General features: G+C 59.6%; 21 protein-coding genes. 8 read left to right on the top strand and 13 right to left on the bottom strand.

Features of this window, described 5'->3' with window-relative positions; all coding sequences use genetic code 11:
* The first annotated feature begins 8 nt into the window (after positions 1-8).
* Positions 9-1,505 carry a phosphomannomutase/phosphoglucomutase gene (locus ACR0LX_RS11720; RefSeq protein ID WP_480783876.1) on the top strand — a complete coding sequence of 499 codons (1,497 nt, stop codon included), beginning with the start codon at positions 9-11 and terminating at the stop codon, positions 1,503-1,505.
* Positions 1,506-1,534: 29 nt separating this feature from the next.
* Here ACR0LX_RS11720 and ACR0LX_RS11725 read toward each other — a convergent pair whose 3' ends face one another.
* On the bottom strand, positions 1,535-3,496 hold the full coding sequence (locus tag ACR0LX_RS11725; protein WP_480783877.1) for an AsmA family protein: 1,962 nt from the start codon (positions 3,494-3,496) through the stop codon (positions 1,535-1,537).
* Between the two features lie 97 nt (positions 3,497-3,593).
* Here ACR0LX_RS11725 and rimO point away from each other — a divergent pair, with 97 nt between their 5' ends.
* Complete coding sequence (rimO, locus tag ACR0LX_RS11730) at positions 3,594-4,991, top strand: 30S ribosomal protein S12 methylthiotransferase RimO (protein WP_480783878.1); 1,398 nt, start codon at positions 3,594-3,596, stop codon at positions 4,989-4,991.
* Positions 4,992-4,997: 6 nt separating this feature from the next.
* On the opposite strand, the gene ACR0LX_RS11735 is transcribed toward rimO, so the two are convergent.
* Both ACR0LX_RS11735 and ACR0LX_RS11740 read right to left on the bottom strand, forming a co-directional pair.
* Positions 4,998-5,354, bottom strand: coding sequence for a diacylglycerol kinase (locus ACR0LX_RS11735; RefSeq protein WP_480783879.1), 357 nt, complete (start codon positions 5,352-5,354; stop codon positions 4,998-5,000).
* Positions 5,355-5,467: 113 nt separating this feature from the next.
* On the bottom strand, positions 5,468-5,656 hold the full coding sequence (locus tag ACR0LX_RS11740; RefSeq protein WP_480572688.1) for a hypothetical protein: 189 nt from the start codon (positions 5,654-5,656) through the stop codon (positions 5,468-5,470).
* 229 nt (positions 5,657-5,885) lie between these two features.
* Between ACR0LX_RS11740 and ACR0LX_RS11745 the strand changes: the two genes are divergently transcribed.
* Positions 5,886-6,128, top strand: coding sequence for a CDGSH iron-sulfur domain-containing protein (locus tag ACR0LX_RS11745; protein WP_480572686.1), 243 nt, complete (start codon positions 5,886-5,888; stop codon positions 6,126-6,128).
* Between the two features lie 69 nt (positions 6,129-6,197).
* Here the strand turns inward: ACR0LX_RS11745 and ACR0LX_RS11750 are convergent, their stop codons facing one another.
* The 4 genes from ACR0LX_RS11750 to ACR0LX_RS11765 all read right to left on the bottom strand — a co-directional run bounded on the left by ACR0LX_RS11750 (position 6,198) and on the right by ACR0LX_RS11765 (position 7,869).
* The gene (locus tag ACR0LX_RS11750) at positions 6,198-6,449 is read right to left on the bottom strand and encodes a DUF6455 family protein (RefSeq protein WP_480783880.1); all 252 of its coding nucleotides are present in this window, start codon (positions 6,447-6,449) and stop codon (positions 6,198-6,200) included.
* 29 nt (positions 6,450-6,478) lie between these two features.
* Entirely contained in the window at positions 6,479-6,730 is a 252-nt protein-coding gene (locus ACR0LX_RS11755) for a DUF6455 family protein (RefSeq protein ID WP_480783881.1), read from the bottom strand.
* 69 nt (positions 6,731-6,799) lie between these two features.
* Positions 6,800-7,168: a YigZ family protein gene (locus ACR0LX_RS11760; RefSeq protein ID WP_480783882.1), complete on the bottom strand. Its 369-nt coding sequence runs from the start codon at positions 7,166-7,168 to the stop codon at positions 6,800-6,802.
* Positions 7,165-7,869 (bottom strand): M48 family metallopeptidase, encoded by a 705-nt coding sequence (locus ACR0LX_RS11765; RefSeq protein WP_480783883.1) that lies wholly within the window; start codon positions 7,867-7,869, stop codon positions 7,165-7,167. The genes ACR0LX_RS11760 and ACR0LX_RS11765 overlap by 4 nt, the downstream gene beginning before the upstream one ends.
* Positions 7,870-7,990: 121 nt before the next feature.
* On the opposite strand from ACR0LX_RS11765, the gene ACR0LX_RS11770 reads away from it, so the two are divergent.
* From ACR0LX_RS11770 to ACR0LX_RS11780, 3 genes are all read left to right on the top strand, one after another.
* A complete protein-coding gene (locus tag ACR0LX_RS11770) occupies positions 7,991-8,239 on the top strand; it encodes a hypothetical protein (RefSeq protein WP_480572676.1) in 249 nt (82 codons plus the stop codon).
* A 139-nt stretch (positions 8,240-8,378) separates the two neighbouring features.
* Positions 8,379-8,957, top strand: a complete 579-nt coding sequence (locus ACR0LX_RS11775) for a nitroreductase family protein (protein WP_480783884.1) — start codon at positions 8,379-8,381, stop codon at positions 8,955-8,957.
* Entirely contained in the window at positions 8,954-9,652 is a 699-nt protein-coding gene (locus ACR0LX_RS11780) for an EI24 domain-containing protein (protein WP_480783885.1), read from the top strand. The genes ACR0LX_RS11775 and ACR0LX_RS11780 overlap by 4 nt, the downstream gene beginning before the upstream one ends.
* 3 nt (positions 9,653-9,655) lie before the next feature.
* Here the strand turns inward: ACR0LX_RS11780 and ACR0LX_RS11785 are convergent, their stop codons facing one another.
* Both ACR0LX_RS11785 and mce read right to left on the bottom strand, forming a co-directional pair.
* Positions 9,656-9,931 (bottom strand): DUF1467 family protein, encoded by a 276-nt coding sequence (locus ACR0LX_RS11785; protein WP_480572671.1) that lies wholly within the window; start codon positions 9,929-9,931, stop codon positions 9,656-9,658.
* A 9-nt stretch (positions 9,932-9,940) separates the two neighbouring features.
* Complete coding sequence (gene mce, locus ACR0LX_RS11790) at positions 9,941-10,345, bottom strand: methylmalonyl-CoA epimerase (RefSeq protein ID WP_480783886.1); 405 nt, start codon at positions 10,343-10,345, stop codon at positions 9,941-9,943.
* Positions 10,346-10,479: 134 nt separating this feature from the next.
* Between mce and ACR0LX_RS11795 the strand changes: the two genes are divergently transcribed.
* Complete coding sequence (locus ACR0LX_RS11795) at positions 10,480-11,196, top strand: response regulator (RefSeq protein ID WP_480783887.1); 717 nt, start codon at positions 10,480-10,482, stop codon at positions 11,194-11,196.
* 187 nt (positions 11,197-11,383) lie between these two features.
* On the opposite strand, the gene aspS is transcribed toward ACR0LX_RS11795, so the two are convergent.
* The 4 genes from aspS to ACR0LX_RS11815 all read right to left on the bottom strand — a co-directional run bounded on the left by aspS (position 11,384) and on the right by ACR0LX_RS11815 (position 15,636).
* Positions 11,384-13,159, bottom strand: a complete 1,776-nt coding sequence (gene aspS, locus ACR0LX_RS11800) for an aspartate--tRNA ligase (protein ID WP_480783888.1) — start codon at positions 13,157-13,159, stop codon at positions 11,384-11,386.
* A 79-nt stretch (positions 13,160-13,238) separates the two neighbouring features.
* A complete protein-coding gene (locus ACR0LX_RS11805; RefSeq protein ID WP_480783889.1) occupies positions 13,239-13,910 on the bottom strand; it encodes a CPBP family intramembrane glutamic endopeptidase in 672 nt (223 codons plus the stop codon).
* Complete coding sequence (locus tag ACR0LX_RS11810; RefSeq protein ID WP_480783890.1) at positions 13,907-14,554, bottom strand: aminotransferase class IV family protein; 648 nt, start codon at positions 14,552-14,554, stop codon at positions 13,907-13,909. The genes ACR0LX_RS11805 and ACR0LX_RS11810 overlap by 4 nt, the downstream gene beginning before the upstream one ends.
* A complete protein-coding gene (locus ACR0LX_RS11815; protein ID WP_480783891.1) occupies positions 14,509-15,636 on the bottom strand; it encodes an aminodeoxychorismate synthase component I in 1,128 nt (375 codons plus the stop codon). The genes ACR0LX_RS11810 and ACR0LX_RS11815 overlap by 46 nt, the downstream gene beginning before the upstream one ends.
* Positions 15,637-15,813: 177 nt before the next feature.
* Here ACR0LX_RS11815 and carB point away from each other — a divergent pair, with 177 nt between their 5' ends.
* Complete coding sequence (gene carB / locus ACR0LX_RS11820; RefSeq protein ID WP_480783892.1) at positions 15,814-19,158, top strand: carbamoyl-phosphate synthase large subunit; 3,345 nt, start codon at positions 15,814-15,816, stop codon at positions 19,156-19,158.
* Positions 19,159-19,240: the final 82 nt, after the last annotated feature.

The following is a 19,240-nucleotide window of genomic DNA, read 5'->3' on the forward strand; positions in this document are numbered from 1 at the left end:
GAATTGTTATGACCAAACCAGCCCCCGAGGTGACCCCGAACACCTGGAATTTCCTGCGTGACCCCATGATCAAGCCCACCGGCTTTCGTGAATATGATGCCCGATGGAAGTACCCGGATGAGATCAACCTGCCCGGCATGACTGCGCTGGGTCTGGGGCTTGGAACCCAGATGCACAAGCGCGGCATTGCGCCGGTGATCGCGGTTGCAAACGATTATCGTGATTATTCCCTATCCGTTAAGAACGCGCTGATCCTTGGGCTGATGCAAGCGGGCATTCAGGTCAAAGACATTGGTCCCGCGCTCAGCCCGATGGCGTATTTCGCTCAGTTCCATCTGGATGTGCCTGCCGTCGCCATGGTGACCGCCAGCCACAACCCGAACGGTTGGACCGGGGTCAAGATGGGTTTCGAGCGTCCGCTAACCCACGGCCCGGATGAGATGTCCGAGCTGCGCGACATCGTCCTGAACGGCGAAGGCGTCGCACGCGAGGGCGGATCTTATGAATTCGTTGATGGGGTGAAGGACGCCTATATCGACGATCTGGTCGGCGACTTCAAAATGACCCGGCCCCTCAAGGTTGTCTGCGCCACAGGCAACGGCACCGCGTCGGCCTTTGCGCCCGAGATTTTCGAACGTATGGGCGTTGAGGTTGTACCTAGCCACAACCGGCTGGACTATACCTTCCCGCACTACAACCCCAATCCCGAAGCGATGGAGATGCTGCACGACATGGCCGATACGGTCAAATCCAGCGGTGCCGATCTGGCGCTGGGATTTGATGGCGACGGCGATCGTTGCGGCGTTGTCGATGACGAGGGCGAAGAAATCTTTGCCGACAAGGTTGGCGTCATCATGGCCCGAGATCTGTCCAAACTGCATCCAGGCGCAACCTTTGTGGCGGACGTGAAATCCACCGGGCTTTTCGCCAGCGACCCAGAGCTGCAGGCGCAGGGCGTCACGGCGGATTACTGGAAGACCGGTCATAGCCACATGAAGCGACGGGTCAAGGAAATCGGCGCATTGGCGGGCTTTGAAAAGTCCGGTCACTACTTTCTGGCCGAACCCATCGGGCGCGGCTACGACTGCGGAATGCGCGTGGCGGTCGAGATTTGCAAACTGATGGACCGCAACCCGGATCAGAGCATGTCTGATCTGCGCAAAGCCCTGCCGAAAACGTGGTCAACTCCGACCATGTCTCCTTACGCGTCTGACACCGAAAAATACGACATTCTGCAACGGCTGGTCGACAAGCTGGTTGCCAAGGCAGAGGCCGGAGAGAGTTTTGCCGGGCGCACCATCAAAGAGGTCGTGACCGTCAACGGTGCGCGGGTGATCCTGGACAATGGAAGCTGGGGTCTGGTGCGCGCGTCCTCGAACACGCCCAATCTTGTGGTGGTCTGCGAAAGCAGTGAAAGCGAGCAGGAAATGCGCGCGATCTTTGCCGATATCGATGCGGTCATCCGCACCGAACCCGGTGTCGGTGACTACGACCAGACGATCTGAACAGGCCGGGGCGCAACCCACGCGCCCCTTCAGTCGCCGCCAAACAGTTTCAGCAACCCTTTCTTGGCCTCGTCCTCAAGTTTGTTTTTCAGCGCATCCTCGATCTGATCACTGTCAGTGATTGTTGTGTCCAATTCCTTCCCGACCTTTTTCAGAACCTTCTGTTTGGCGTCATCTTCCAGTTCTTTGACCTTACCCTCAGCTGCCGCTTCGATCACTTTGGTCAGGTCTGGCTTGATCGACGGGTCGCTCCACGGTCCCTTGATGCGCACCGGAACCGAGATGCCCTCGCCCGAATTGGCGCGCAATGCGACCGGTGTGAACAGATAGTCGATGTCGCGCTTGCCGATCCCGACCCGGCCTTTGCCGTCGGCCCGGAAATTGTCCAGCTTCATCAGCAGATCATCGTTCTTCAGATCGCCATCTGTCATCGTGAAGCTGGCCGTCAGGCTGTTGAACACGGTAGTGCCGCCCGAACCGCCGCCCCGGCCCATCAGTCGGTCAAGGTTAAACCCCGAGATCACGCCTTTGCCCACCGCAATATCCCCCTTGCCACTAAGGGACCGCATGATCTGATCCTCGGTCTGGCCAACGCCCAGAAACTGCAAAGACCCAGAGGCTTTGCCAGACAGCCGCTTGATGTCTCCCAATGTTTCCAGCGCCTGTTTCAGATCGATGTCTTTGGCCGTCAGATCACCGCCGACCGACAACCCATTGCGGTTGTTCGCCACGACCTGACCGTTCAACTGACCGGAAAACAGCGTCGCGGGATGCATTTTCAGAACCGCGCGCGATCGGTCCAGAGACAGCGTAAGATCACTTTTTCCAAGCGTCATGTCTGGCACTGCGATCGAATCCGCACGTAACCGGATTGACGCATTTGCCAGCGCCAGCGCCGAGGCATCAATAGGGTCTTTCGACCATCCATCCGGAGCGCTGGCACCGGAAGCGCCGCCACCCGAGCCAGTACCAGAGCTTTCGCTATCAGCGACGCGCGACAAATCAAGGTCCCCCGCATCAAGGCGCGCGGTGACCTGCGGCGGATCCGCAATGACAATGTCGGCCTCTCCCGTCAGACGGTTGTGATCCAGTTGCGCTGTCATTTCCCGCAGCGCAATGCGCCCCTCTCGCGTATAGGTCATTTGGCCGTCGACCTTTGCGACCCGGCCCAACCCTTGGGGAACGCTGACGCCACCCTGCCCGAAAGCCGCAAGCATCTTATGCGTGTCTTTGGCGGTAACGGTCATCTTGCCGTCCATTTCGCCAGCAAGATTAACACGGCCCGAAAATTCGACACTTCCACCCGGCGCAAGCAGAGACACCTGCAAAGGCGTCACGACGCCTGATGAGAACGCCGGCAGGTCCGGGATTGTCATATCCACCTGCACCGTGCCTCCGGGAACCGGCATCTGCGCTTGCATCTCCATCGGCGAAGACACGTCGGGCCAGCTGGCGAACAAATCGACCTCGGCAAAATCCATGCTGGTGGCGCCGTTTTCGATGTAGATCAGCCTGGCGTCGGTCAGTTCCAACCGGTCCAGCGTAACCGGCTTGCTTTCAGCTGCAGGTGCAGAGGTTCCGCCCGACGTTGCCACCGTGCCGGACGTCGGATTGCCCAGCACCCAGTTCCCGCGCCCGTCCGACACCTCAAGCCGCAGAACGGGATTGTCGGCGACAACACGCTTGATCCGCATTTCACCGGACAGCAGCGCCGATGCGTCAACGCCGACCGAAAGGCTTTGCGCACTCAGCATCGGTTCCGGCCCGGCCCAGGATGCGTTGCCAAAAGTCACAGGTCCGGTTTCCATTCCCAGTACGGGCCAGATGGAGAGCTTGACTTCACCTGACAGCGTCAGATCGCGTCCGGTCTGCGCCTTGACCTGTTCTGCAAGGATCTTGCCCAGCTTGTCGGCGGGCATCAGCAGCAAGGCACCGATGACCAGTCCAAACACCGCAACAAGAATGAATAGGAGTCGTATCAGCCACTTCATATCCGCCACCTGCCTTTTCGGCTTTTCTGCTCGTGTTCAGGGTCGGCCCAGAGCGCGACATTTGCAAGGGGAAGCTTTCCCCACTATATGCCCGGCCATGAGTACGAACCCGCCGAACCTCCGCCCCGATCTGGCACCAGCCGCCCGGATCACCGATGCGCCGCGCCGCGGCCAGCCCACCCTTGGTATGGTGTCCCTTGGTTGTCCCAAGGCTCTGGTCGACAGCGAGCGTATTTTGACCCGCCTGCGGGCAGAAGGGTACGGCATCTCACCCGACTACGCAGGGGCGGATGCCGTGATCGTGAACACCTGCGGATTTCTCGACAGCGCCAAAGCCGAATCGCTGGACGCGATCGGCGAGGCTTTGGTCGAAAACGGCAAGGTCATCGTGACAGGCTGTCTTGGGGCAGAACCGGATTACATCCGCGAACATCACCCCCGCATTCTGGCCGTTACCGGACCGCATCAGTATGAACAGGTGTTGGACGCGGTTCATACTGCCGTGCCGCCCGATCCCGATCCGTTTGTCGATCTGCTGCCAGCCTCCGGCGTCAAGCTGACACCGCGCCATTACAGCTATCTCAAGATATCCGAGGGCTGTAACCACAAGTGCAAGTTCTGCATCATCCCGGACATGCGCGGTAAACTGGCCAGCCGTCCAGCCCATGCAGTTCTGCGTGAGGCCGAGAAGCTGGTCGAAAACGGCGTGCGCGAGTTGCTGGTGATCTCGCAGGATACTTCGGCCTATGGATTGGATCGCAAGTACGATGTGAACCCGTGGAAAGACCGTAAGGTACGTAGCCACATCACAGATTTGGCGCGCGAGTTGGGCCAGTTCGACGCTTGGGTGCGTCTCCATTACGTCTATCCCTACCCCCATGTGCGCGAGTTGATCCCACTGATGGCGGATGCCGTATGCAACGTTCTGCCCTATCTGGATATCCCGTTCCAGCACGCCCATCCGGATGTCTTGAAACGCATGGCCCGCCCTGCGGCCGCAGCGAAGACGCTGGATGAAATCGCCGCATGGCGCGAGGTGTGCCCGGACATCACCCTGCGCTCGACCTTCATCGTGGGTTACCCCGGCGAGACCGATGCTGAATTTCAAACCCTGTTGGATTGGATGGATGAGGCGCAGTTGGATCGCGTAGGCTGTTTTCAGTACGAAAACGTCGACGGCGCGCGGTCAAACGATCTGCCCGATCACGTCCCGGCCGAAGTCAAACAGGACCGGTGGGAGCGTTTCATGGAAAAGGCGCAGGCCATTTCCGGGGCCAAACTGGCGGCCAAGGTCGGCCAGACCCTGCAGGTCATCGTCGATGAGGTCGATGCTGAGGCCGCAACTTGCCGCACAAAGTCAGATGCGCCCGAAATCGACGGCAACCTGTTTATTGACGAGGGCTTTGAAGGGTTGAACCCCGGAGACATCGTGACGGTCGAGGTTGACGAGGCGGGCGAGTACGACCTTTGGGGCCGCCTGTCCGGCGGCGCATAGCTTCGATCAGATCAGGCTGAGCAACGCCGCGGCCCATGCCACGCCCGCAGCGATGGCGGTCAAAGCAACCGCAGCACTTGCGGCATCTTTGGCTTGCCCCGCCAACGTGTGATGGTCGGTCGAAGTATGGTCAACTGCGCGCTCGATTGCGGTGTTGAACAGTTCAGCCACGAGAACCAGCAGACCCAGAACAAGGATCAACGCCCGAAAACCCCCATCAATGGGCAACCAGATCACCAGCACCGACGAGATCACGTTGGCCCAAACCCAGGTCCGAAACGAATACTCTTCTTGGAACGTCGCTGCCAGTCCCTGCCAGCTCCAGCGGGTGCGGTCACGCAGCCGGACAAAGAAATTGCGCATCTTCCAGCTCCTGTATTGTGCGTGCCTTTGTCTGACGAAGAAAAACCGCCCAGTGGGCGGTTTCTCGTCTGGCGGAGGCAGGCGGCCCGAAATGGGACCGCCTGCGAAACTGTTTATTGAGCAGCCGGGTTACAGACGGTCTGGCCTGCTTCGGTCGTGGCCACATCGTAACCAGCCGGACAGCTTGGCGAGCCGTATTTGTCATACTCAGGTGTGATGTACACCGGGGTCGGCTCTTCCTGCTGCGAGCAAGCGGTCAGTACAAAGGCCGTAGCGCAGATGGCAGCGAATTTGAGTTTCATGTCCGTCAGTCCTCTATTACTTTTCTGATATTGCCCAGTTTTTCGGGGCCGCGATCAGGATAGGCGCAAGTTATCGCTCTGGCAACAGCGTTGATCACAACACCGTGATTTAAGGCGAAACCACGCTGCATCGACGATCCGAAGGGCCAGAAATCTTACGGCAGGCTACCAATTTTTGATCACCGGCTTACACTTTGCCCGTGACATCAGCAAAAGACGGAGTAGCCACATGTCCGAACCCCCGGTAATTGCCCAAAAGACCCCATATCCTGTCGATGTTGTCGAAGGTAAATCCTATTTCTGGTGCGCATGCGGAAAATCCAAGCGACAACCGTTTTGCGATGGGTCACATAAGGATACCGGGTTCGAGCCGGTGAAATACACCGCCGAGGCCAGCAAGAAAGTGTTTTTTTGCGGCTGCAAACACTGCGGCAAACCACCACTTTGCGACGGCACGCATGCCAAGCTTTGATCCAATCAAATCCGGTGGTTGAGTGGTTTTTCGCCGCAAATGAGGCCCACTCTGGAGAATCGGTTTGCGTCAGCCACCGACCCGCGACTGTCTGACCCGGAGGGTCGCAAACATATCCCGGTTCGCGCACTCCATTGGCGTTTGTTTCAAAGTTTCGTTCCGGTCCATCCAGTCCGGGCAATGCCGGGCCCATTCGCATCCCCGGCATGATTGAACCATCTCGGCCCATTCCTGCTGTGTGAGGTGTCCGTCTTGATACGCAGCGACGATATCGCTGCCGGTGGCCTGCCCCATACGCAACACCAGTCGGAGATGGATCATGACACGACCCAGTTGCGGCGTCCGCAGCACTAGGGTTGTAGCCTGTGCAGCAATTCCTGGTTGCGGCAATATTCCGGGGTGCGGCGCGAGGGCTGTGCCTGATCCAGAAGCGTCTCACAGTGCCCCGGATTGGGGCATTTGGTGCATTGCAATACGGCCTCAGAGATCTCGTCGATTTCAATGGCACCGGCGATCGCTGCGTCCTGCAGGTCGACACCAAGTTTCTGGGCCATTCGATCGACAAGACCCGCGTGATGCTTCAGTTGTTTGCGGTCAGGCATGCGCAGTCCTTTCCGTTTTGCCTACAGGGGAAAGGTATCGGGGTTTGGGGATTGCGCCTTTGATTCAGGTCAAGGACCGGAATCGAGGTGATCCAGATACGCCCGCGTCGCGTCCTGAACGCGGCGGAACCGGTCCCCGCCCAGCTTTTTGCCACCATACCAGCGGGTCACCACGATCAGATGATTTGCAAGCTCGGCCCGTTCCATCATTCGCAGAATGACCATTCCTGCCCCTGCCTCTCCGTCATCCGCCTTGAGCGCGCCTGTCGGCAGAACCGCCGCCCAGGTGTTATGCGTAGCCTTGGCATAGGCCTTGTCGGATTTGAGCTCGGCCAGCATCGCATCAACATCAGCGCGGCTGCTGGCGGTCCCGCCAGAGACCGCGTATTTCGACCCTCGATCCGTCAGTATCACCCCAAGGCGCGCCATGTTTGTCATCGCGTCAGCCCCAACTCGGTCGCCGTCTGCAGAACCGCCTGAACCCGCGCAGCATTGGGCGGGTGCGAAGCCAGAAACCGGTCGCCGGGGTCGGGGATACGCTGGAAATATTCGGCCCCGATCAGAGGATTGTAGCCGGCAGAATTGGTGATGATGGTGCCAAGCTGATCGGCCTCCAGCTCGAACGCGCGCGAATAATACTGCGCGCCAACCTCGGCTCCGATTTCCTGGGCGCGCTCGATCTCGGCGGCGTCCTTGCCCTGACTGCGTGCCAGATCCCCAAAAATCCGCGCACTTTCCTTGGCGTTCTCGGCCTGTCGCGCGATGTGGCCCAGAACGTGATGTGCTGCCTCGTGCCCCATGACAAAAGCCATCTCATCGGCGTTTCGGGTAGACAGGATCATTTCCTGAGTGAAGATGATCAGTGGGCGGCCATTTTCATCCAATGTCTGAAAGGCGTTTGCAGGCGCGCGCGGATCCAAGTCCACCAGAACCACGAAATCGCAGTTCACTGCGCGGGTGCGACGCTGGCATTCTGAACGAGACGCAGCGCCAACCGAAGTGCTCACCTGTTTGAAAGCAGGTGCAACAGCACGCAGATCCGGAGACGAAGGGGTCCACTCTTGCACCGGAATGGCTACAACCGACGTTGTGTCACACGCCGCCAGAAACAGGACCAGCATCAGGGCCAGACGGCGCATTCCATTTCCTTTCAGTCAGTCCTGCCAGCAAGCAACCATAACGCGGCCTTCACAGAGGGGCCACCGTCGAATTCGACCGCAACGGGTTGCAATACCGCCCGTCGCCCGGCAGTGTGACCTCATGTTTTCTATTGAGCATGAATTCGACTCGACGGTGATTACGCTGGTGGACGAAGGCCCCAAGCCTTTGCAAGAGGACATCGTTATCAACAGCTTTGCCGAATGCGTTACGCTCGAGCAATTCGATCCGCGCACCGACAAGATCCAAAAGATAACCCTGTCGCCCGAACAGGTCCGTGATCTGGCCGCTGCGCTGGATTTGCCCGAAGGTGTCTATCAAATTCGCGAAACCGACCCTCAGGATTCTTAAGCCTTCGCCATTTGCCTGCCCGCTTGGACTGACCCAGGGGTTGCGATTGAATTTGCGGCGTTATTTCGTTCATTTCGCCCTTGAAACCCGACCCATACGGGCCGAGATAAAGCTCGCCCCATGTAAAGAGAGTTAACATATGTCCCTCAAGAATCCCGCAGCGCTTGAATTTCTGCTGACCCGCCGGTCGCGACCTGCAAAAACGCTGACCGGCCCTGCACCCACGCGGGACGAGCTTATGCCGCTTTTGACCGCTGCGGCACGCAGCCCGGATCATGGCAAGCTTGAGCCTTGGCGCTTTGTCGTCCTTGAAAAAGGTGCCATGTCGCGGTTGGCTGATCTGACCGAAAAGCGCGCGCTCGCTCTGGGCAAGGGCGAAGATGACATCGCCAAGGCCCGCAACCAGTTCGATATGGGTCAGCTGGCGGTCGCGGTGATCGAGGTACAGAAACCCTCGGAAAAGATCCCTGCCATCGAACAGACGTATTCCGCCGGGGCGGTCTGCCTTGCGCTGCTCAATGCGGCGTTGGCCGCGGGCTGGGGCGCCAACTGGCTGACGGGCTGGCAAGCTCATGATCGCGAGTTCTGTGAACAGGCTTTGGGACTGGCCAAAAACGAACGCGTTGCCGGGTTCATCCACATCGCCACGGAACAGACCGCTCCGCCGGAACGCCCGCGCCCTGATATTGCCGCCCTGACGCAATGGGTTTCGGAATGATCATTCTCAATGCGTTCTTTGCCGCGCTCGGTCAGATCGGGGATTCCAAATTCCGTTCCGTCCTTTTGCGCGGTGTTGGATTGACGGTGATATTGCTGATCCTGGCCTGCGCGGGTGCGATCTGGGTGATCAATGGGCTGGCGGGTGGCGAGATTTCCCTGCCCTTCGTCGGAACCGTGCCATGGCTGAACGACGTTCTGAACTATTCCGGCATCCTTTTGGTGCTGATCCTGCCGGTCTTTCTGATGGTGCCCGTTGCCTCGGCGATTACATCGATGTTTCTGGACGAGGTCGCACAGGCGGTCGAGGACAAGCATTATCCTTCCCTGCCCCGGGTTCCCGGCATTCCGATTGCCGACGCCCTGCGCGACGCCCTGGGCTTTCTGGGGGTGCTGATTGTCGCAAACCTGCTGGCGCTGATCCTCTATGCGATCTTTACGCCTCTGGCCCCCTTCATCTTTTGGGCGATGAACGGGTTTCTGTTGGGACGGGAGTATTTTACGCTGGCAGCGATGCGGCGGCTGGGACGGGACGGAGCGCGTAAATTGCGCGCCAAACATGCGACAACGATCTGGGCTGCGGGCACACTGATGGCGATTCCCTTGTCCGTACCGCTGGTGAATCTGGTGATTCCGATCCTTGGGGCAGCCACATTCACCCACATCTATCACCGCCTGTCAGAATCCCGGCGCTGATCCCTATTCGCGCGGCTCCAACTGATTGAGCCAATCAAAATCCCGGACCGTGATCACGCCCGAGATGATGGTCCCGGCGATGATCGCCCATAACACCAAAGAAATTCCGGTCGTGATCCAGAATTTCTTTTTCATGTGGTGTACCTCTGGCGCACCCGCGTGGGTGCCGGGGACGATATCACCCAGATCACCCTGCGTCTTGATCCGCACCGGCAGCACAACCAGCAGGGTCAGAAACCAGATGACGGCGAACAGAACCAGTGCGGCGGTAATGGTCATCGGGGTGCCTCAGACCTGTTCCAACTCGACCAGACAGCCATTGAAGTCCTTGGGGTGCAGGAACAGGACCGGCTTGCCATGAGCGCCGATTTTGGGCTCACCGGTTCCCAGGACGCGGGCGCCGGTCTCCTGCAAGTGGTCGCGGGCGGCGAGGATATCTTCGACCTCATAGCAGACATGGTGAATGCCACCTGCGGGGTTCTTTTCCAGAAAACCATTGATCGGGCTATCGTCGCCCAGCGGGTAGAGCAGTTCGATCTTGGTGTTCGGCAGCTCAATGAACACGACCGTTACGCCGTGGTCGGGCTCGTCCTGCGGTGCGCCGACCTTGGCGCCCAAAGCGTTGCGGTATTGGGCCGAAGCGGCCTCGAGGTCCGGCACGGCAATGGCAACATGGTTCAGGCGTCCGATCATCGGTATTCCTCCGTTCTGCGTTGCAGCGGTTATGGAGGCTGCCTGGTCAAAGGGCAAGTGCGCCAAATTGCCCGTTAACCCTGTGTTAGCCAGGAGTTCCTAGCCTTGGTCATCTGCTGATTAGGAGTTCTGCCATGGACGATTCGGGACCATTCGCCTCTTATCCGATGCCCACAAGGCTGCGGCCGCTGTTGGGTCAAACCATCCTTGTTGTCGAGGATAGCCGCTTTGCCTGCGATGCCATCAGGTTGATGTGCCTGCACAGCGGCGCTCGGATCCGGCGCGCGGATTGCCTGAAATCGGCACGGCGGCATTTACAGATCTATCGCCCCTCGGTGATCATTGTGGATATGGGCCTGCCCGACGGATCGGGGGCCGATCTGATTGCCGAGCTGACAGACGAAATGCCAAGGATCGACGCCATTCTGGGCCTGTCTGGTGATGACGGGGCCGAGGCTGCCGCAATGCAGGCCGGGGCTGACGGGTTTTTGGCCAAGCCGCTGACATCGCTGGCCCATTTTCAAACCGCGATTCTGACGCTGCTGCCCGAAGATCGACGACCCAGCGGCTTGGACGCGGTGCGCGATGACACCGTACATCCGGACCCGATGGCTTATCAGGACGACATGGCCCATATCGCCGATGTGCTGGCGGGACCGGCGGATCAGAATACGTTGGACTACGCGGCCCAATTCCTGCGCGGTGTGGCCCGCGATGCGGACGACAACGTATTGGCCGAAGCGGCGCAGCAATTGGCGATGTCTCGCGCACAGGGCGCTCCGGTAACCGCGCAGGCGGCCCGGTTGGCCGGGCTGGTGCAAAACAGATTGCAGCGGCAGGAGGCGATCTGACGTGGAGATCGCCTATTTCGTGACCGCGTCCCTGCTGAGCATCTGGATGTATCGCCAAACGCGGCGCTCGGCCAAAAGGATCCGAAACAGCCGACGAAACCACACGATATCCTTCGACACCGAATGAACCGCGCCCGCGTACCAGGCGGATGAAATATCGCCCGCGCCAGCGCGGGCGATCCGGCGCCTATTCCTGCGGAATGAGCCGCAGCCCCAGTTCCATCAATTGATCCGAGGTCGGATCGGACGGCGCGTCCATCATCAGATCTTCGGCGCGCTGGTTCATCGGGAACATCATGACCTCGCGAATGTTGGCCTCATCAGCCAGCAGCATCACGATCCGGTCGATCCCCGCAGCACAGCCGCCGTGCGGCGGTGCGCCATAGTGAAACGCGTTGAACAGCGCACCAAAGCGGGACTTCACTTCGTCTTCGCCATAGCCTGCCAGCTCAAAGGCTCTTAGCATGATCTCTGGCTTGTGGTTCCGGATCGCGCCCGAAACCAATTCGTACCCGTTGCACGCCAGATCGTACTGGTATCCGCGCACGTCCAGCGGATCGCCGTTCAGCGCGTCCATACCCCCTTGGGGCATCGAGAACGGGTTGTGCTCAAAATCGATCGCGCCGGTTTCTTCGTCCTGCTCGTAGATCGGGAAGTCGACGATCCAGGCGAACGCGAAGCGATCTTTTTCAGTCAGGTTCAATTCGTCGCCGATCACGTCGCGCGCTTTGCCCGCGACCTTTTCAAAGGCTTTCGGCTTGCCGCCCAGGAAGAACGCCGCGTCACCAACACCCAGCCCCAGTTGCTGACGGATCGCCTCAGTGCGCTCGGGGCCAATGTTCTTAGCCAGCGGGCCGGCGGCCTCCATCCCCTCACCCTGATCGCGCCAGAAGATATAACCCATGCCGGGCAGACCCTCTTTCTGCGCAAAGGCGTTCATACGGTCACAGAACTTACGGCTGCCACCACTCGGCGCTGGTATGGCACGGATTTCGGTGCCCTCTTGCTCCAGCAGCTTCGCGAAAATCGCGAAGCCAGACCCGCGGAAGTGGTCGGAGACCACTTGCATTTTAATAGGGTTGCGCAAGTCAGGCTTATCGGTGCCGTACCAAAGTGCCGAGTCCTTGTAGGAGATTTGCGGCCAGTCCTGATCGACCTTGCGGCCGCCACCGAACTCTTCAAACACACCGGTCAGAACGGGCTGGATCGTGTCGAACACGTCTTGTTGCTCGACAAACGACATCTCGAGGTCGAGTTGATAGAAATCGGTGGGCGAACGGTCCGCGCGCGGGTCTTCGTCGCGGAAGCACGGCGCGATCTGGAAATACTTGTCGAAGCCCGAGACCATGATCAGCTGTTTGAACTGCTGCGGGGCCTGCGGCAGCGCGTAGAACTTGCCGGGATGCAGGCGCGAGGGCACCAGAAAATCGCGCGCGCCTTCCGGCGAGGACGCGGTGATGATCGGCGTCTGATATTCGCGGAAACCCTGATCCCACATCCGGCGGCGCATGGATGCGACAACGTCCGAGCGCAGAGTCATGTTCTGCTGCATCGCCTCGCGGCGCAGGTCGAGGTAGCGGTAACGCAGGCGGGTTTCCTCAGGGTATTCCTGATCACCAAACACCATCAACGGCAGCTCATCTGCGGCACCCAGCACTTCCAGCTCGCGCACGTAGACCTCGATCTCACCGGTTGGCAGTTTCGGGTTCACCAACTCTGGGTCGCGTGCTTTGACGGTGCCATCAATACGGATGCACCATTCGGACCGCACCTTTTCCAACTCGGCAAACGCCGCGCTGTCGCCATCACACAGAACCTGCGTCACACCAAAGTGGTCGCGCAAGTCGATGAACAGCACGCCACCGTGATCTCGGACCCGATGCACCCAACCAGACAGGCGGACGGTTTCACCAACATTGGCGGCAGTCAGAGCGGCGCAGGTGTGGCTGCGATAGGCGTGCATGGATCATATCCCTTCGGGCGCAGAATTCGTCGCGCCGATACACCCCGTCAGGCCCGGAAAGTCAAGGCAGGTCGCACCGTCAAAACGGCCTTTGCACATTGCCCGAGTAGAAATAAACCCCAAGCCCCGCAGCAAAGATGATGTTGCCCGCAATTGCATGCAGCAGAACCGCGTAAAAGAATGACCCGCGCTTGCGGTAGGCCCAGGTGAACAACAGGCCTCCGGCGAAGGTCATGATTGCGACGACCCAGCTCCAATACATCAGGTGGGCCAGTGAAAATAGCCCGGCGTTTAGCAGATACGCAGCGCGCCCTTCAGGCAGGATCGCATGGTAGCGCCGGAAAAAAAGCGACCGGAACAGCAGCTCTTGCGGAAGGGCCGACAGCAAAGGGTAGCCAACAGAGATGAATATCAGCATTTCCGGCCGGTGCAGAAGAAGCGCAAAAGCAGCCCCGGGCCGTGCCCATAAGACCAGGGCCGAACAGAAGGCGGCCATGAACACGGTGAATCCGATCACTTCCAACCAAGACCAGTTTCGCCAGCCAAAGCGAAGCTCGGACCACGAAAACCCAGGCGTGTTCTGCAACAGGAGTATGCCCAGCCCGGTAAAGGCAAAAAGCGATGGGAACATCCAGTTTGGCGGGAACAGAGTCGCGATCAGCACCGGGACCGCCACAAAGAACAGCCCAAACTCGATCCTGAGGCGCGCATTGGTTGCCGGGGCTTCCAGCCATTCGGTGTTCTTGCTCAAGGTGCTACGATCTCCGCCCGGATCAGTCCCCGCAGGGAATTGCCACAGTAGAAAGATCGCGCATTTTGCAGATCGGTCAAGGTCAGAACGGATTCGGTAACCTGCTGATTGTCCAGCAATTCCTCGCGCAGGATGCCGGGGAGGAGGCCGCATCGCAACGAAGGTGTCAGTTGCCCGCCATCCGGCATGGTCAGGAACAGGTTTGTAATCGTGCCTTCGCACAGCTCATCGCGTTCGTTCAGAAACAGCACTTCGTCAACATCCTGCGGCAGATTCGCACGAGCGGAATCATAAACGGCCCTTCGCGTGGTTTTGTGATACAGCCAGATATCCGACGACGACACCCTCTGCGGTGCGATGCCCACGCGCCAGACGTCCGGATTAGGTGCCAAAGTTCCAGTCGTCAGCGCAAGACTGCCCTTTGCATCGAGCGTCAAGCGGCAGCGCAAAGCCTCATCGCCCAAGGCCGCGTTCAACGCCGCCTGCGCGGCACTCCGGTCGAAAGGAATTCCGAGCGTCTTGGCCGTGTGGGCCATGCGGATCAGATGGCGGTCGCAGCGAACAAATCCTTGCTCGGGCCGAAAGGCCAGCGTTTCGATCAGACGGAAATCAGGCTCAGTTGGTGGGCGAAGCGGGCTTTCCATAACGCCTCCTCATATTCCGACGGGGCGGTGCTGTCCCAAACCAGACCGCCGCCGACATTCAGGGTCGCTTTGCCGTTTTCAACCATCAGCGTTCGAATGGCCACGTTGAATTCCGATCGCCCGTCAGGCGCTGCCCAGCCAATGGTGCCGCAGTAAACATCGCGGGGCCAGGGTTCCAGTTCAGACAGTATCTCCATGGCGCGAATCTTCGGCGCCCCGGTGATCGATCCGCAGGGGAACAGGGCCGTCAGGATATCCGACAGGCCGACGCCAAGATGCAGCTGTGCTTGCACCAGCGACACCATCTGGTGAACGGTCGCATAGGTTTCGACCTTGAAAAGCTCGGGCACCTTAACCGATCCGGCCAGCGCAACCCGGCTGATATCGTTGCGCAGCAGGTCAACGATCATCAGGTTTTCGGCGCGGTTCTTTTCATCCGAAGACAAGAACGTTCGGCGGCGTTCGTCTTCGACCGGGTCCTCGCTGCGCGGCTGTGTGCCCTTCATTGGGCGCGTTTCGATCCGGCCTTCGGCGTCGGTGCGGAAAAACAGCTCGGGAGATCGACTGAGCAGATCGGGCAGACCGTCCTGCTCGACCAGCGCTCCGTGACCGACGGGCTGGCCTGCCGCAAGCGCCGCATAAAGGGCTGCACTGTCACCGGTCACCTCAAGGTCGATGGGGAAGGTCAGGTTTGCTTGATAGATGTCACCCGCGCCGATGGCGTCATGCACCACGCGGAATGAGTCGGTGTACCGCGTCTCGTCCCAGCGCGGCTGAAACGCTGTAACTGCGCCAATGTCCTTCGAGAGGCCAACGCGATCCGGTTCGTCATATACGCCGAAACACAACAGAGGCAGGCGTCGATTGCCCGTTAGTCGCTCGACCAAACGCGGCTCAAGCACGTAACCCAGCTCATAGCTGGCGTATCCTGCCAGCCACGCTCCTTCCGCGCGCGCCTGATCAAGCGCCGCCAGAGCCTGGGGCACGTCCTGGGCATCATCCGCGCGGATGATCCGGGATGGACACTCGAACCGGGTTCCGCGCCCGGCTGGTCCTTGATCGAAACGAATACGCAAGTGCATCCTCTTTGGCCGTGCTGCGCGATATAGAGGATACGCCAGCAAGCGAAAGGGGGGAAAGCGGCAATTTCAGCCTTGTTTCCGATACCTCTTGCACCTTTTCGCGCGGTCCCTATAACGCAGGACAATTTGGGCGCTGGGGCGGTGCCCTGACTCGCGGACAATCGAAGGAACAAGGCCATGCCGAGAAGAACCGACATTCAGTCGATCATGATCATCGGGGCGGGCCCCATTGTTATCGGTCAGGCCTGTGAATTCGACTATTCCGGCGCTCAGGCGTGCAAGGCACTGCGAGAAGAAGGCTACCGGGTCATTCTGGTCAATTCGAACCCCGCGACAATCATGACCGACCCCGGTCTGGCAGACGCCACCTATATCGAGCCGATCACGCCCGAGGTTGTCGCCAAGATCATCGAAAAGGAACGCCCCGACGCCCTGCTGCCCACCATGGGCGGACAGACCGGCCTGAACACCTCGCTGGCGCTGGAAGAAATGGGCGTGTTGGAAAAGTTCGGTGTCGAAATGATCGGCGCCAAGCGCGACGCCATCGAAATGGCCGAGGACCGCGCCCTGTTCCGCGAAGCGATGGACCGGCTGGGCATTGAAAACCCCAAGGCCGAGATCGTAACAGCGCCCAAGGATGACTCCGGCAAGAAAGACCTGGATGCTGGTGTCGCGCTGGCGCTGGACACGCTTGAAACCGTGGGCTTGCCCGCGATCATCCGACCAGCCTTTACGTTGGGCGGCACTGGCGGGGGCGTAGCGTATAACCGCGAGGATTATATCCATATTTGCCGCTCGGGCATGGATGCCTCGCCCGTTGGTCAGATCCTGATCGACGAAAGCCTGCTGGGTTGGAAAGAATACGAGATGGAGGTGGTGCGCGACACCGCCGACAACGCCATCATCGTGTGTTCGATCGAGAACGTCGACCCGATGGGCGTTCACACCGGGGACTCGATCACCGTCGCCCCTGCCCTGACGCTCACTGACAAAGAATACCAGATCATGCGCAATCACTCGATTGCCGTGCTGCGCGAGATTGGCGTCGAAACCGGCGGCTCGAACGTGCAATGGGCGATCAACCCTGTTGACGGCCGCATGGTCGTGATCGAGATGAACCCGCGTGTGTCCCGCTCATCTGCGCTGGCGTCGAAGGCGACCGGTTTCCCGATTGCCAAGATCGCGGCAAAGCTGGCCGTGGGCTATACGCTGGACGAATTGGACAACGACATCACCAAGGTCACGCCTGCCTCGTTCGAACCGACCATCGACTATGTTGTCACCAAAATCCCGAAATTCGCATTCGAGAAATTCCCCGGTTCGGAACCCTACCTGACCACCGCAATGAAGTCGGTGGGTGAGGCCATGTCCATCGGCCGTACCATCCACGAATCGATGCAAAAGGCACTGGCATCGATGGAATCGGGTTTGACCGGCTTTGATGAGGTTGAAATCCCCGGCCTGAATGTGGGTGTCTGGGACGAAGCCGACGACAAGGCCGCCATCATCAAGGCGATCAGCCAGCAGACGCCGGACCGACTGCGCACGATTGCTCAGGCGATGCGCCACGGCCTGACCGACGATGAGATTTTCGGCGTCACCAAGTTCGACCCGTGGTTCCTGGCTCGTATCCGTGAGATCATCAATGCTGAACGGCAGGTGCGCAAGGATGGCCTGCCCGTCACCGAAGACGGCATTCGCAAGCTGAAGATGCTGGGCTTCACCGACGCGCGCCTGGGCAACCTGACTGGTCGCGACGAAGACAATGTCCGCCGTGCCCGCCGCAATCTGGGCGTCAACGCGGTCTTCAAACGCATCGACACTTGCGCTGCCGAGTTTGAGGCGCAGACGCCTTATATGTACTCGACCTACGAAGCCCCGATGATGGGCGAAGTCGAATGCGAGGCCCGTCCGAGCGACCGCAAAAAGGTCGTCATCCTCGGCGGTGGCCCCAACCGGATCGGCCAAGGCATCGAGTTCGATTACTGCTGCTGCCACGCCTGCTTTGCGCTGACCGAGGCGGGTTATGAAACCATCATGATCAATTGCAACCCCGAGACCGTGTCGACCGACTATGACACCTCGGACCGGCTGTATTTCGAACCGCTGACCTTTGAACATGTCATGGAAATCCTGACGAAAGAGCAGGAAAATGGCACCCTGCACGGCGTGATCGTTCAGTTCGGCGGCCAGACCCCGCTGAAACTGGCCAACGCGTTAGAGGCTGAGGGCATCCCGATCCTTGGCACCACGCCCGACGCCATCGACCTTGCCGAAGACCGGGAACGCTTCCAGGCGCTGGTCAATGATCTGGGCCTGAAACAGCCCAAGAACGGTATCGCCTCGACCGATGAGCAGGCGCTTGAGATCGCCGACGAGATCGGCTTCCCGCTGGTGATCCGCCCCTCTTACGTTCTGGGTGGTCGCGCGATGGAAATCGTGCGCGATATGGATCAACTGAGACGTTATATCAACGAGGCCGTGGTGGTTTCCGGTGACAGCCCCGTCCTGCTGGACAGCTATCTTGCCGGTGCGGTTGAGCTGGACGTCGACGCGCTGTGCGATGGCACCGACGTGCACGTCGCAGGCATCATGCAGCATATCGAAGAGGCCGGGGTTCACTCCGGCGACTCGGCCTGTTCGCTGCCACCCTATTCGCTGTCGAAAGAGATCATCGAACAGATCAAGGTTCAGGCGTTCAAGCTGGCCAAGGCGCTGAATGTCGTCGGCCTGATGAACGTCCAGTTTGCGATCAAGGATGATGAGATTTACCTGATCGAGGTAAACCCCCGCGCAAGCCGTACTGTGCCCTTTGTCGCCAAGGCCACCGATAGCGCGATTGCGTCCATCGCCGCCCGTGTGATGGCAGGTGAAAAGCTGACGGCCTTCCCGCAGCGCCCGGCCTACAAGACCGTGGATGACACCAAGATCGCCGACCAGATGACACTGGCCGACCCGGACATGCCGTGGTTCTCGGTGAAAGAGGCGGTTCTGCCCTTTGCCCGGTTCCCCGGCGTCGATACCATTCTAGGCCCTGAAATGCGTTCCACCGGCGAGGTCATGGGCTGGGATCGCGACTTCCCGCGCGCCTTCCTCAAGGCGCAGATGGGGGCGGGCATGGTCCTGCCGTCCTCGGGCCGCGCTTTCATCTCGATCAAGGATGCCGACAAGAGTCCAGCGATGCTTGAAGCCGCTCAGGTTCTGTCCGAGCAAGGATTTGCTCTGGTGGCGACCCGCGGCACCCAGACATGGTTGTCGGATCAGGGTGTAGCCTGCGATCTGGTCAACAAAGTGTATGAGGGCCGCCCCGACGTGGTCGACATGCTGAAAGACGGCCAAGTGCAACTGGTGATGAACACCACTGAAGGCGCGCAGGCGGTCGAGGACAGCAAGGCGATCCGCTCGATCGCGCTCTATGACAAGATCCCCTACTTTACCACAGCCGCCGCCAGCCACGCCGCTGCGCTGGCCATCAAGGCGCAGGCCGAAGAAGAGGTCGAGGTGAAATCGCTGCAAGGCTGATTTCAGTCAAAGCTGCTCAATTGCCAATCGACCCCGGTTTTGGCCGGGGTCTTTTTTGTTTGATTTCACCGGTTGTCATCGC

This window comes from Ruegeria sp. CH11 (assembly GCF_056537105.1).